This window comes from Vicinamibacterales bacterium (assembly GCA_035699745.1).
Taxonomy (GTDB): Bacteria; Acidobacteriota; Vicinamibacteria; order Vicinamibacterales; family 2-12-FULL-66-21; genus JAICSD01.
In genome coordinates, this window is record DASSPH010000057.1 from 35,859 (window position 1) to 50,874 (window position 15,016).

Here is a 15,016-nt window from a genome sequence, read left to right on the forward strand (position 1 = left end):
CGAAGATGCCAAGAGCGACGATCGGTGTGACCAGCCTCTGTCGAAGCACGAACATCTCCCGTCGCGCCATTCACTGACGCTGACTGCGCCACTCGGTCTTCTGCGGAGTCTAACATCCGGGGTTCCGATTGACAGAATGCGGCACTGATCGGGACGGACGTGACTAGCCGCCCAGGATCACGCGCACGTCGTGAGACGCCCCATCCCGCAGGATCGGAATGTCACCCGTCACCGGGGTGCCGTCGACCTCCAGCCGGACGACACCGCGGCAGACGCCCTCGGGGTTGTCCACCTGAATGCGGTAGTGTGCGCCGGGCGGTGCGAACACGACTTCGAACTCGCGCCACGTTCCGGGGATGCAGGGATCGATGTGCAGCGCACCGTTGCGGATGTTGATCCCGAGTATCGCCTCGACCGCCACGCGATGCATCCAGCCGGCTGAACCGGTGTACCAGGTCCAGCCGCCGCGGCCGGTGTGCGGCGGCGCCGAATAGACGTCCGCCGCCACGACGTACGGTTCGGCGCGGTAGCGCATCACTTCCTCGGGCGTGCGTCCGTGGTTGACCGGGTTCAGCAGGGAGAACATCTCGAACGCGCGGTCGCCGTCGCCAAGCGTCGCGAAGGCGAGGACGTTCCACAGCGCCGCGTGGGTGTACTGGCCGCCGTTCTCCCGCACGCCGGGCAGGTAGCCGCGAATGTAGCCGGGGCTCGGTTCCATTCTGTCGAATGGCGGCGTCAGCAGGAGCACCAGGCCATCCTCTTCGCGCACCAGCCGGTCGTCGACCGACGCCATCGCCTGCCGCGCCCGCGCCGGATCGCCGGCGCCGCAGATCACCGCCCATGACTGCGCGATCGCGTCGATCTGGCACTCCGCGTTCTCCTTCGACCCGAGCGGCGTGCCATCGTCGAAATAGGCGCGGCGGTACCAATCGCCGTCCCATGCCGCCTCGACGGCACCGGCGAGGGTTGCGGCGAACTCGCGATAGCGCGCGGCGCGGGCCGCATCGCCGCGCGACGCGCTCAGATCCGCGAACGGGCGCAGGATCGACACGAGGAACCATCCGAGCCAGACGCTCTCTCCCTTGCCCCCGGCGCCGACCAGGCTCATTCCGTCGTTCCAATCGCCGGTTCCCATCAGCGGCAGACCGTGCGAACCGGTCGCGAGGCTGATGTCGATGGCGCGGAGGCAGTGCTCGTAGAGCGATGCGGTCTCGGCGGCGACGGTCGGGCGCTCGTATGCTTCGTGTTCGTCCGGGTCGAGGATGCGGCCGGCGAGAAACGGCACCTGCTCCTCGAGCACCGCGGCGTCGCCCGTCGCGGCCAGGTAGTGCAGCGTCGCGTACGGCAGCCAGAGCCGGTCGTCCGAGAATCGGGTGCGCACGCCCTGACCGCCGGGCTCGTGCCACCAGTGCTGGACGTCTCCTTCGACGAACTGGCGTCCGGCGGCGCGGAGCAGATGGTCGCGGACGATGGAGGGGGAGGCGGCGAGGGCGGCGAGCGTGTCCTGGAGCTGGTCGCGGAAGCCGAAGGCGCCGCTCGACTGGTAGAACGCGGACCGCCCCCAGATGCGGCAGGCGACCGTCTGGTACAGCAACCAGCGGTTCACGATCAGATCCATCGCGCGGTCCGGCGTCCGGACGGTCACCGTGCCGAGCAGCCCGTCCCAGAACGCGCGGACAGCGGCAAGCGCCGCGTCGACGGCCGTGCGATCCCTGAATCGCTCGACCAGCCCTCGAGCGTTCGCCGCATCGTCGACGTCGCCGATCAACCCGAGCACCACGCGTTCTTCCAAGGGATCGAGATCGAGCTGCACCCGGATCGCGCCGCACGGATCGTGACCGGCGCCGACGCGGTTCGAGAGCTGGTCGCGCCCGAGCGCGGCCGGCCGGGCGAGCGAGCCGTTCCGGCCGATGAACTCGGTTCGATCGCCGGTGAATGTTCGCGCCCCGGCTGTTTCGCACCAGAGGTCGAGAACGCCGACGTGGCTGGCGAACTCGGGACGGAAGCGATTGGTGGCAAGCACCGCGCCGGTATCGGGATCGGCGGCGGTCACGACGTGCGTCGCCGTGCGCGAGCGGTTCTCGCCCAGGACCCACTCGACGTAGAGGGTGACGGAGAGCCGCAGCGGAGCCGTTCCCGTGTTCCTGAGGGCGAGGCGGAAGATCTTCGCGGGATCGGCGCGCGGCACGAACAGCGTCAGCTCCGAGGCGATCCCATTCCGGGTGTGCTCGTAGACGCTGTACCCCTGACCGTGCCGCGTCTGGTAGGGCTGGCCGGCCCCGGCCGGCAGCGGCGTCGCCGACCAGAACGCGCCGGTCTCCTCGTTACGAATGAACACCGCCTCGCCGGCGGCGTCCGCAACCGGGTCGTTGTTCCATGGCGTCAGGCGGTTGTCGTGGCTGCTGCCCGACCACGTGTAGCCGGCACTGGACTCGGTGCACGCGAAGCCGAACGTCTCGTGCGCGATCACATTCGTCCACGGCACGGGCGGCAGCGCCGTCCCGGTGCGCACGACGTACTCGCGCCCGTCGGAGGCGAATCCTCCGGATCCATTGAAGAACTCGAGATCGCCGGCCGCTGCGGGCGCCGCGGCCCCCGCCGCGGCAGCGACTGCGCGCTGCCGATCGGATACGTCGGTGCGCGTGGGTTCCGGCACGAACGGCACGTGGGGACGGGCAAGCTGGTTGCGCAAGCGGCCCTCGGCGGCGTCCATGGCGACCCGCGCGGCCGCGCGCAGGAGCAGCTGGTCGTCCTTCGACATGAGATCGGCCCGGCGCAGGAACACTCCGCCGGGCGTGTCCTTCAATCCGTGTTCGGGGCTGCTCTCGATCGTCCGCTCGAGCGTCTCGTGAAGGCTCTGAAGATACGTGACCGCATGCTCGTTGAGGACGACGAGATCGAAGACCAGGCCCTTGCGGCGCAGGTATTCGTGCGCTTTCAACAGATCGGCCACGAGCGGCAGGCCGGTGTCGTCGGTGACGCGCACCAGCGCAATCGGCAGGTCGCCGGAGATCCCGAACTTCCACAGGTCGCGCTGGCCGCAGCGATTCCGCTCGACCGCCTCCAGGTCGCGCAGCCGCGGATCGCCGATCAGGAGCCGCCCACCCAGACGCTGGAAGGCGAACGTGTCCTCCATGGTCAGGCCGAGATGCCGCAGCTCGATGGGCACGTAGGCGGCGGCGAGCGCGATGGCGCGCGCGATGGCCCGCCGGTCGGCATACTTGTCGATGAGGCCGAGCGCGGCCGCCTCGGTCTCCGCATACCCGGTCGTGAAGGTGAGCCGCGCGGTCGCGCCCGGGGCAAGCCGGACCCCGCGGCGCAGGCTGACAATCGGGTCGAGCACCGCTCCGGTGGTATTCGACAGCGTTCGTGCCGTCATCGCCAGCGGCCGCTCGAGACTTCCGCCGCGGCCGATGAACTTCGCGCGATCGGTTTCGAACTGCGCGTCCGGCGCTCCCGGTCCTCGTCCGCTGAGCAGGTGGACGAGGTACCGCCGGTCCGTGCCGGAGCGCGGCCGGCGTGTCGCGATCAACGCGTCGCGTCCCGGGACGCTGCGCGTCTCCACGAACAGGTTGCTGAAGGCCGGATGGGCGAGATCCGCGTCGCCCGGCGCGAGCACGACCTCGGCGTAACTGGTCAGGTCCAGCCGCCGTGGAGACGTGCCGAGATTGGTCACCGACACACGCCGCAGCTCGACGTCGTCCTCGGGAGAGACGACGATCTCGGTGCGGGTTTCGATGTCGCCGTCGACGCGGCGGAACACCGCGCGATCGGGCGCGAAGGTGCACTCGTACTCATCCGGCTCGCGGGCGACCGGCAGATAGGTGGTTGACCAGACCAGCCTCGAGTCGAGGTCACGGATGTAGCAGAAGCTGCCCCAGGCGTCCCTGGTGATGTCTTCGCGCCAGCGCGTCAGCGCCGTCTGTTGCCGCTGGCTGTACCCGCCTCCCGCATTGGTCACCATGACCACGTACGATCCGTTCGAGATCGTGTGGCATCGCGGGCTCAAGGTGTGCGGTGTCAGGTAGACGCGTGCCGAGGCGCTGACGGCGTCGCGAGCGGACGGGATGCGATCGACCAGCTCGATCGGCGCGTTCTTCAGGGGAACCTGGTGCGGAATTCGCTCCTGGAGCAGCAGATCCGCCGACTGAACCCGCGGGTCGTCGTGAAAGCGGCGCTGCATCGGATAGTCGTGGAGGGCGTTGTCGAGCGCCGCCAGCGTCATGCCCTGGTGATGCGCCATGTAGGTCCGCAGGACGATGCCGCGGTCGCTCTTCTCAGGCACGCGGGCCGGCGTGAAATCGATCGCCTCGTAGAAGCCGTACCGGCCCGACATGCCGAGGTCGCGCAACCGCTCCAGATTCTTCAGGACATCGCCGGCGACGAGCGGCGCGGCCAGGGCGCTGGCGTAGGGGGCAATCACCAGATCGTCGGCCAGCCCTCGCTTGAGGCCCAGACCGGGCACGCCGAACGCGCGGTACTGGTAGTTCTTGTCGAGATCGTGCGCGTAGTAGGCCGACTCGGAGATCCCCCAGGGAACGTTGCGAGTCGAAGCGTAGTGCACCTGCCGGGCGATCACGGCGCGGTAGGTCTCGTCGAGCAGCGTCCCCGGGTAGGCGCGCATCACGAGCAGGGGCATGAAGTACTCGAACATCGACCCGCTCCACGAGAGCAGCGCGCGTTCGGTGCCGGTCGGTGTCAGCGATCGTCCGAGCCTGAACCAGTGTTCCGGCGCGATCTGTCCGGTGGTGATCGCGACGAAGCTGGTGAGACGCGCTTCCGAGGCGAGCGCATCGTAGAACGATCGGTCGAGGCGGCCGTCGACGACGTTGTAGCCGATCGAGAACAGCCCGCGCTCTCGATCGTAGAGGAACTCGAAATCCATCTCTTCGACGAGATCGTCGGCCAGCCCGGCGAGGCGCTCGGCGCGTTCGGCGAGCTCCTGCACGTCCGCCGCTTCCATCTGCAGAGACGCGCGATGGTCGGCGAGCGCGGCGGCCGCCTTCTCCAGCCAGACAGCGGCGCTCGCCACCGCGCTCTCATCGGCGGGCGTCATCGCCGAGTCCTCGACCTCGCGAAACGCGATCCCGAGGCTCGAGAGGTGATCGTCGACGCCCGTCAGCAGCGTCCGCCAGTCAGTCTCGGTCTCCGGCCGCTGCAACAGCACTTTGTTCAGTGCCTTCAGCTCGTCGGCGAGCGCCCGCGCGGCCGGCGAGGCAGTCGTCCCGGCCGCGTCCGCGAGGCACTCGGCGCACAGGTTGAGCGCGTCGCGTATGCCGTCGAGGGCGCGCACGTGGATGCGGGGCTCGGCGCTCAGTTGCAGCAGCCCCATGCGGGTCGCGAGCAGATAGCCGGCGAAATTTCCGCTGTCCACGCTCGAGACGTACTCCGGCACCAGCGGCATCAAGGTGCGCGTGTCGTACCAGTTGTAGAAGTGACCCCGGTAGCGCTGCAGCTTGAGCAGCGTTCCGAAGGCGGGCTCCAGGCGTGCGATGACGCCGGCAGCGCTCAGGTAGCCGAAGTCGTAGGCGGCGAACGTGGAGATCAGCTGCAGGCCGATGTTGGTGGGCGAGGTCCGGTGCGCGATCAGCTCGGCGCGGTTCTCCTGATAGTTGTCCGGAATCAACCAGTGATCGCCCGGCCCGAACAACTCTTCGAAGAACAGCCACGTACGACGGGCGATCATCCGCAGGGCCGCCCGCTGACTGTCGTCGATGCGCTGGCGCGGGTCCGGAGTCGGCTGGCCGGACGCGAGCACGAGCGCAGGAGAGCAGAACCACAGCAGGATGAATGGAACGGCGGCCGGCAGGCGGTCCGGAGCGGCGGCGGTGACGACGGCCATCATCGCCAGCGCAAGCACCGGGCTGTGCCACATCGATCGCAGGACCTTCGCCGGCGTGAGGCTCATGCCGGCGAAGCGGTCTGCGGCGACCCATTCGAGCAGCCGTCGCCGGGTGACCAGCAGCCGCCAGAGGGTCCGGATGATCGCGTCGAGCATCAGGACCGCCTGGTGGAGTTGAAGCGCGATCCACAGGATGGTCTGTTGCGCGCTCAGGGCGAGGGCGGGCAGTTCGCCGGCGACGTGCCTGACGAGCGGCACGCCGCGGACACGGCTGGTCAGCGAGCGCGCGAGCTGCGCCAGGACCGGGAACGCGAAAACCAACAGCGCGACCGAAGTCCACGCCAGCGGGCCGCGGGGCAGCACGGTCCATCCCGCCGCGAGCAGGACGATCAGCGAGGGCGCCAGCAGGCTGCGCCGGAGGTTGTCGAAGATCTTCCACCGCGGGGTGACCGGCAGGACGTTGCGGACCGTGCGCCCGCCCGCATCCGGCACCGTTCGCCACACCCAGCGCATGATCTGCCAGTCGCCGCGCACCCACCGGTGCTGGCGGGACGCGAACGCCAGGTACTGCGCCGGGTAGTCGTCGACGAGCAGGATGTCGGTGCAGAGCGCGGTCCGCGCGTACGAGCCCTCGAACAGGTCGTGGCTCAGGAGCCGATTCTCCGGAACGCGCCCCGCCAGCGCGGCCTCGAACGCCTCGACGTCGTAGATGCCCTTGCCGACGTAGCTCCCCTCGTGAAACAGGTCCTGATACACGTCGGAGAACGCGGTCGTGTACGGATCGATGCCGACGTGTCCGGAAAACACCTGCGCGAACCGGGTCCGATTGGCGCTGACGAGATCGACGGCGATAGCGGGCTGCAGCACGCCGTAGCCCTCCGTCACCCGTCCGACGGAGGGATCGAAGCGCGGCTTGTTCAGCGGGTGCGCCAGCGTGCCGATCAGCCGCGACGCGGCGTTCATCGGCAGCTGCGTATCGGAGTCGAGCGTGATGACGTAGCGCACCGTCGGCAGAACGCTGAGGTCGCCGTCGCTGACGATGAAGCTGGTGCCGGTGCCGCCGCGCAGGAGCCGGTTGAACTCCACGAGCTTGCCGCGCTTGCGCTCCCATCCCATCCACCGGCCTTCGGCAGGGTTCCATCGCCGCTCGCGGTGGAAGAGATAGAAGCGCCCGCTGCCGTACCGCGCGTTCAACTGCGCGATGCACTCGCGCGCCTGCGAGAGCAGCGCCTCGTCCCACGGCAGCGCCCGGGCGTCGGCGTCGGCGAAGTCGGTGAGCAGCGCGAAGTGCAGATTGTCGTGGCGATTCCCGAGAAAGCGGACCTCGAGGTCGGCGACCAGCTCGTCGACGCGCCGCGCCGACGTGATCATGGCCGGCACGACGACCATGGTGCGCAGCTCCGGCGGGATCTCGTCCAGCCGCAGCTTGGGGAGCGGGCGCGGCGGGATCTGGTTCGTGAGCACCAGGTGCAGGATGCTGATCGCCAGTTCGCTCATCGGAATCAGCAGCACCAATCCGATCCAGAAGAGCGCGCCGGCCCCGGCCCCATGGCGTTCGGCATAGAGCAGCAGGCTGGCGATGCCCACCGCGGTCATCACCGCGATGGTCGCCAGATAGCCCAGCGCCGGGTGCGCGAAGAAGAATCGGGCGAAACGCTCCGTCCCGGTCGGGCGGTAGTGGATCGCCTTCTCCAGCTCGAAGCGGCCGCGGGAGATCAGGTAGTAACCGACGTGGTGACGACGGTCGTGCGCGGGGTCGTGCTGCCTCGCCTCCGCCGCGCAATCCAGGACGGTTTGCGCCACCGCGTTTTCGGAGACCCCGGCGCGCTTGGCGAGGCCTTCGACCGCATGCCGGTAGCGGTCGCGGGTCGGGAAGTCCATCAGCGGGTACGCGCCCGCCGGGTCTTCTCTCAGGATCCGCTCGACCAGGCTGGTCCGCTCGAAGAAGACGGTCCAGTCGATCGAGGAGAGCAGCCGCATGCTCGTGATCGCGTTGCCGATCGCCAGCTGGTCGGCGGCCTCGCGCTGATGCTCGAGCCGCAGCATCTCCTCGGCCGAATCGTCCTGCGCCTCGAGCGCCCGATGCAGCGCGTGCGAGAACGCGGCGGCCGTGGCGGGCTGGTCGCGCAGCCACTGCAGCAGCTCGACGACGAACGCCGGCGCCAGGCGGCCGTCTTCGTCGCGGCCGCTGTCCAGGACCGGAGCGATGCTGCGTTCGTCCCATTGATCGGTCGACGACAGCCGGCCGTGCCACTCCTTCGCCACCGCACGCCGTCGACGCGCGTCGACGACGCCCCCGGCCAGACGGTCAAGCTCCTCGACCAGGGCCAGCCGGAGCATGATCGGCACGGCCCAGATCTCTCCGATGGTGAGCGGCGCGATCCGCTGATACGCGGAGGTGAAGTCGGTGATGGTCTCGAGATCGATCCGCCCGGCCGTGTGCGCAATCAGCTCGCGCGCGAGCAGGTAGACGCGCGGGTACCCCTCGAAGCCTCCCGCGGCCAGCTTTGGCAGTTCGAGGTAGTACTTCCGCGGCAGGTGCTGACGGACATCCCGGACCTGGTCCTGGACGATGTGATGGTTGTCACGGAGCCACTCCTCCGCGCCGACCGGCTGTTCGTCCGGACGAGCGGCGGCCGACAGGAAGAGATAGGCCTCATCGAGTCGTGCCCCGCTCTTTTCCAGCTTCGGGAGCAGCGGACGCGCGCGTCTCGGATCATCCGAGACGGCGTGGGTGGCGGCGATCCGGGCCGCGTGCGACTCGAGCTGGCTCGTGGTGAGGGGGATCGGCGGCGTTAGCTCAACCGGCGGGTCGGCGATCGTCACGTGCCGCCATTATGACAGCGGCTTGCAGGTGTGTTCAGGCCCGGATGCCGCCGCCACGGGATCCTCGCCGTACCACGTGCCGGCACTGCTGAGGACGCGAAATCGAGTGAACGACGTCGGACGCACGCAGCCGGTCGAACCGCGCGAGTCGCATCGACGCGATTGCAGCTTTCGCCATGGCTGCGGGACGATACCATGCGGCAGAGCTTCGCTGGCCGCTATTTCCGCCTTCGCTTCGCCGCAGGCGCCCCGCCGGATCGTCGCGGCTCGTCGCCTGCGCCGCGACTCAGTTCCGCAGCCACCCTCCTCCCGACATTGCCTGCCTGCTCCGTCTCGAATCCATCCCCATGTTTCCAGCCGCGCGCCGCGAATGATTTCTGAAATGACGCCACGCCCGTGATCTCGGGCGCGGCGGCCACCTCGTGAGCGTGCTGAAGCTCGTGCGCCAGGAGCGCGATCAACTCGTCGGGCGAGCGGCCGAACCTGTCGATCTTGATCAACAGCCGTCGCGTGTCCGTGCCAGCCGACGCCCAGACCAGACACGCCGGCACGCCGTTGTGACAGCGGGAGAACCTGACGTAAACGATGACGTCTGCCGTGTCGAGCCCGGTATAGAGATCGCGAAACGTCGCCGCCCGCTCCATGCCCCGGTCGATCAGCGTGCGGATCGCGGCGTCTTCCGGCCGAACCCTGGGTACTCCGGTTTGCGCGTTCCCGATCCGCGTCCCCGTCGTCAGAACTGCCACCAGCATGACGCCGGCCACCTTTCTTCGCATCGCCGCCTCCGCGGGGACGGACAGGCGTCCTCGCGAGGCCACGGTGGGCCGGCAGGTCTCACGAAATCCTCAGGCGCACCTCACAAATGCGCTCAATTCCGTCCGCGGTGGCCGGGGACGTGCCGGGAGGCGCTAAGATGCGTCCCGGTCATGCCCGACGCCTCTCCTGGCCCGAACTGGGAGTTCGATGGATTCGCGGTGCTGCGGGACATGCGTCTCCTCCTCAGCGACGGCGTTGCCGTGCCGCTGACGGGGAAAGCCTTCGACACCCTCGCAATCCTGGTCGCGAACCGCGAGCGCGTGGTCACCAAGGACGAACTGCTCCGGGCGGTCTGGCCCGATGTGGTGGTGGAAGAAGGGAACCTGACGCAGCAGATCTTCCTGCTCCGCCGGGCGCTGGGCGAGAGCGCACAGCAGCCGCGTTACATCGTGACCGTCCCGGGTCATGGGTATCGATTCACCGCGGCCGTCAGGACGATCTCGACCGAGTCCGCCTCTGCGTCCCGTGACACTGCGATACCCAGAATCGCGACTTACCTCTCGGTCGGCGTCGTCGCAGTTCTCGCGATCGTGTTGGCGCTGGCGTGGCGGACGAGCACCAGCGTGACACCCGCAACGGACTTCGACCGGTGGCGCATCGGCAAGGTCACGGAAAGCGGCAAAGCCACCGACAGCGCCATGTCCCGCGACGGCCGCCAGGTCGCCTACGTCGAGACCGACGGGGACGAATACAGCGTGTGGGTGAAACAGATTGCCGGTGGTGGGACAACGCAGATCGTCTCCCCCGAACCGGCGGTGCTGACGCACTTGACGTTCAGCCCCGACGGGGAATCGGTCTACTTCGCGCGCGGTCTGCGGACCTCCGGAAGATTCGTGCTCTCCCGCATTCCCGCTGCCGGCGGCGTCGAAACGCCGATCCTCGACGATGTCGATACGCCGGTCAGCTTTTCCCCGGATGGACGCGAATTCGCTTTTACGCGGGGCACGGAGGATGGGGCCCACATCGTCGTCGCGGCTGCGGGGGGCGGCTCGCAACGAATTCTGGCAGCACGGCAGAAGCCCTTATCGTTCGAGCTGGTCGCACCGAGCTGGTCGCCCGACGGGCAGACGGTGGCGGTGAGCGCCGTCGATTACCGGAGCAGTCGTCCGCGCTGGTCCATCCTGCTGCTGCCGGTGTCCGGCGGTGCCGGCCGCGACCTCTACTCCACGGACGACCGCATTGGACGGATCCGCTGGCGCCCTGACGGGTCGGGCTTGCTGACGGTCGTATCGCAAGCGCTGACCCGGCAGTTCCCTCCGTGGCATTCGAATCAATTCGTCCGCTTCTCGGGAGGGCCGATCTGGCGCGTCGGATACCCGGACGGCCGGGCGGAACGTCTTACGTCCGACCTGACGGACCACGATCTCTGTTGTCTCGATGTCAGCGCCACCGGCACCAAGGTCGCGGCTGTGATGAATTCGCTGGTGTCGGATTTGTGGATCGCGCCGGCGGCGAGCCCTTCTTCGCAAACGCAAATAACGTGGTCGAACCCGATCGTCGCGCGCCACAGCTGGCTGCCCGACAACGACACGGTCGTGTACCGCGACTTGAGCGGAAACCTGAATGCCGTTCACAAGGACGGGCGGACGTTCAGCCTGTCCTTGCCGACCGGTCAGAGAGTCTCGGGAGGCGTGTCGACGTGCGGCGATGGCCGATACGTCGTCTACCAGGCCGCCGGCGGCGGCGGGATCTGGCGAACCCCTGCGAATGCGGGCGGTGCAGTGCGACTGACCGGCGGCTCTTCTGATTCCAATCCCGCGTGCTCGCCTGACGGAAAGTGGGTGATGTTCTCGTCTGTAAGAGAGCGCGTTGCGTCCCTCTGGCGTGTTTCCATCGACGGCGGTCAGCCAACCCCGTTGATCGAGGGAGAGAGTTACGACGCGCTGCCCTCTCCGAGAGGACGGCTGATCTACTACTCGACGTCCCATTGGAGCGAGCGACCGGTTCCCATCAGATCCACCCGCTGGATCGTCGCGTCACTCGGCGATTTGAAGCAGGTGCTCAGCATGGCCGCGCCGGAGGACGCGAGCTTCGGAGTTCCGCCGGTCTGGGCGCCGGACGACAGCGGCCTCGATTACGTCGTGACTCGGAACGGGGTGTCGAACATCTGGCGGCAGCCGCTGACCGGCGGACGCCCTGTGCAGATCACGAGGTTCAGTGTGGGAAGAGTCTTCAGCTTCGCCTGGTCCCCGAATGGCCGTTGGCTGTCGCTCGGCAGCGGCGTCAACCGAAGCGACGTTGTCCTGATGTCGAGCGAGCGGTAGCGCAACGAACCCGAATATCACAGCTCCTTTTCCGCCAGGCGCCGGAACTCGTCGGGGACCGAACGGCCACCCCGCGATGCCGACGCGTAATCCACGGCGTTTCCTCCGAAGCGCTTGCGGATCGCGTCGACGGCCCGGTCCGCGCAGGATCGCGCCAGGCCCTTCCTGGTGCCGGGGCGGCGTCCGTCGCCGCCCAGCCCAAGCGGCAGCTCCAGCTGCACGACCGCAGGCGCGTCGAGCTGCGAGACGGAGATCGCCAGCAGCGAGATCATCCGTTCACCGGGGTGATCGGCAAGGACGCCGCGCACCAGGTCCTCGGCGACCTCGGCGAGAGCCCTCGTTGCGGAGATCGGCGCCGACAGCGTGAGCGAGCGCGTCACCGAGCGCAGGTCGGCGAAGCGCACGCGGACGGTGATCGTCCGGCCCGCCAGCGACCTGGCGCGCAGCCTGCCGCCGATGCGGTCGGCGAGGTGATGGAGCACCGGTTTGAACACGCGTTCGATCGCGGGCCGTCGTCCGAGCGCCGATTGTGCGCCCGCGGAGCGCGCGCGCCGGCGCGTCTGGATCTGACGCGGATCGCGGTTCCACGCGAGCGCCGTCAGTTTCTTCCCCACCGCGTGTCCCAGCAATCGCTCGACCGATTGAGGCGCGATCGCCGCCAGTTGACCGATCGTGGCCACGCCGATCCTGGCGAGCCGCGCCTCGGTGGCGGGGCCCACGCCCCACATCAGCGCGACCGGCAGCCCGTGAAGGAACTCGAGTTCGGTGTCCGGATCGACCACGACCAGTCCGTCCGGCTTGGCGACCTGCGATGCGACCTTGGCCAGGTGCTTGGTACGCGCGACGCCGATCGACATCGGCAGGCCCAGTTCGGCGCGCACGCGAGCCCGAACCGTCGTGGCGATCTGCTCCGGCGAGCCAAAGAGATGCGTGCATCCTGCGACGTCGGCGAAGGCTTCGTCGATCGAGATGCGCTCGATGGATGGCGTGAAATCGCTCAGGACCGCGATCGCGGCGTCACCGAGGCGCTGGTACTCGTGGAAATGTCCGGCGACGAAGAGCAGATCGGGACAGAGTTGCCGCGCGCGGCGTCCGGGCATGCCGCTCCGTACCCCGAAGGCGCGCGCTTCGTAGGAGGCCGCGAGCACGACGCCGCCGCCGACGGCAATCGGCCTGCCGCGCAGGCGAGGGTCGAGCAGCTGTTCGACCGACGCATAAAAAGCGTCGAGGTCGGCGTGGAGAATGGTGGCGGCGGGACCGGGCATCAGACCCACCACAGCGCTGAGGCGAGTCGCGACTCGTCGAGCGCCGGTCCGGCTCCCAAACGCAGCGCCACCGGAGCACCGGCTGAAACGACGCGCTTCAGCTCCGTAGTCAGCACCCGCAGGCGATCGAAGGAGGCGAGGGTGAAGGCTTCACGACGCGCGGCCACCGGCCGGCGGCAGCCCGGCGGAATCGGCGGCGCCGTGTGTGGGTCCACTGTCTCACGCGACACGACCTCGCCGTTCTCGATCACGAGGAGCCGAGCCCGAGCGTGACCGGGCTCGCGCCACACCACGCTCGAGTCGAACAACCGCGTCAACCAGATCGCGCGGCGCCGGGCGAGCGCCGCGCGCAAGGCGAGCCACTCGAGCGACAGCTGCACGAACTCCGGCGTCCAGACCGGCAATCCGCGAGCTGTTTCGTCCGCCTCGACTTCATCGCCGTCGTGGTCTCGCCGGCCCTCTCGCCAGAGGCGTGTCCCAAGGCGCAGCAGCCTCGCGGGCTGTGAGAGGCCGATCCGCGACAGTTCAGGATGCGCGGCGCACAGGCGGTGGTACCCCGCCGTGAACGCGGCGTCATCCGGACCCCGCGAGCCGGACGTCAGAGCGGCGCGCTGCGCGCGCGCGAATGCCGCAAATCGATCGATCGTCTCGGCCGATGCCAGAGGTCCGAGCGGGCACTGCGGCGATGGCTGTGCGCTGCGCACGCCGAGATCCCGCGAGGCGAACCACACCCCGCGGTCCTGGATCGTGAGCGCCACGTTGTAGGGCGGCCGGTGCCGCTTGATTTCGTCCGGCTCGAGAAGCGCCGCCTCGAGCGGGCTCGGTGAGACGTCGAACGAGATGGCGCGCGCCTGCGACAGCATCTCGAGCATCCGCTCGGGCACGCCCTTCTGCTTACGGAAGTAGCTGTTGACGCGGTGATGGAGCGACGCGGCCTTGCCGACGTACAACACGCCCCCGCCCGTCCGGAGCATGCGATAGACGCCGGGAGCGTCGGGCAGCGAGAGGCGCACCTCGCGCGGCATCGGCCAGACGCGGCGTCGATCCCTCGTCGGCTCGCGAGGCCCTGCGAGCCACTCGTGAAGCGCGCCCCAGGTCGACACGCCACGCATCTGGAGCAGGCAGACCAGCTCGCGCCAGACGAACGCCGTCGCCTCGACGTGATCGCCGGTGCGGCGCAGCGGGCCGACGGCGCGGCCGAAATATCCGGAAAGCGCGCGCAGGCTGCAGCGCGGAAGATCCGGGAACAGGCGCCTGGCGATGTCGTGCGTGCAGACCACGTCGAGCGGAAACACGCCGTTCGCCAGCGCGCGGAGGAACGGCTGCTCGAACCGGGCGAAGTGGATGACCGCGGGTGCGGGCTGCTGCGCAAGACTCGCGGCCTGGTCGGACAGCTCCTGCCACGCGAAGTGCCGGTCGACAGCGGCCGTCCTCATCATGCGGTCGGAGATCCCCGTGATCCGGGCAACCGCTGGAGGAATCCGTTCGCCGTCGGGGAGCGCGATCAGAGACGACCGCGCGTCCGTGATGGCTTCGCGCAGGCGGGCCCAGCCGATCTCGAGCAGATGTCCTCGGGGAGCCGCAGCCGTGGCCTGGCAGTCGATCACCAGCACCTCGAGTTGCGACAGCGGCTCGGAACGACCGTGCGTCACCATGTGCCACGACTGGAATCAGGCGCACCCGCAGGCCATCACGGTATCATATTCGCCTTTTGTTCGCCCACGATCCGCAGCGCGCGGCCGGTTTGGACCAGGCCCAGTCACCTCCACGGTACTGATCGGTGGCACGACCCCTGTGTCCCCTGACACAACCGAACTCGATACGGGATGAGACGCTCGTTTGCGCTCGCTTGACGAACTCCCTGATCCACGTCGGTGGGCGTGGATACCGTTCACGGGGCGGATCGGCGGCCAGCCGAAAGCATTGCAGGCATCCGTGGACGCACTGGCCTGCCCAGACGAAGCTCGCGACAACTGAGTGAAGTCTGGCATCACCGATCGGAG

Annotated in this window: 5 protein-coding genes; 1 reads left to right on the forward strand and 4 read right to left on the reverse strand. The window is 68.6% G+C overall.

The genetic code is table 11. The annotated features are described in order from the left end of the window. Window positions 1-163: 163 nt before the first annotated feature. Entirely contained in the window at window positions 164-8,668 is an 8,505-nt protein-coding gene (locus VFK57_12680; GenBank protein HET7696560.1) for a glucoamylase family protein, read from the reverse strand. A gap of 218 nt (window positions 8,669-8,886) precedes the next feature. Next, window positions 8,887-9,444 (reverse strand): hypothetical protein, encoded by a 558-nt coding sequence (locus VFK57_12685; protein HET7696561.1) that lies wholly within the window; start codon window positions 9,442-9,444, stop codon window positions 8,887-8,889. A 240-nt stretch (window positions 9,445-9,684) separates the two neighbouring features. Between VFK57_12685 and VFK57_12690 the strand changes: the two genes are divergently transcribed. Continuing rightward, complete coding sequence (locus VFK57_12690) at window positions 9,685-11,748, forward strand: LpqB family beta-propeller domain-containing protein (protein ID HET7696562.1); 2,064 nt, start codon at window positions 9,685-9,687, stop codon at window positions 11,746-11,748. 17 nt (window positions 11,749-11,765) lie between these two features. Here VFK57_12690 and dinB read toward each other — a convergent pair whose 3' ends face one another. Together dinB and VFK57_12700 are read right to left on the reverse strand one after the other, a co-directional pair. Continuing rightward, window positions 11,766-13,013 carry a DNA polymerase IV gene (dinB, locus tag VFK57_12695; protein ID HET7696563.1) on the reverse strand — a complete coding sequence of 416 codons (1,248 nt, stop codon included), beginning with the start codon at window positions 13,011-13,013 and terminating at the stop codon, window positions 11,766-11,768. Then, window positions 13,013-14,668: a hypothetical protein gene (locus VFK57_12700; GenBank protein HET7696564.1), complete on the reverse strand. Its 1,656-nt coding sequence runs from the start codon at window positions 14,666-14,668 to the stop codon at window positions 13,013-13,015. The genes dinB and VFK57_12700 overlap by 1 nt, the downstream gene beginning before the upstream one ends. Between the last annotated feature and the right edge of the window lie 348 nt (window positions 14,669-15,016).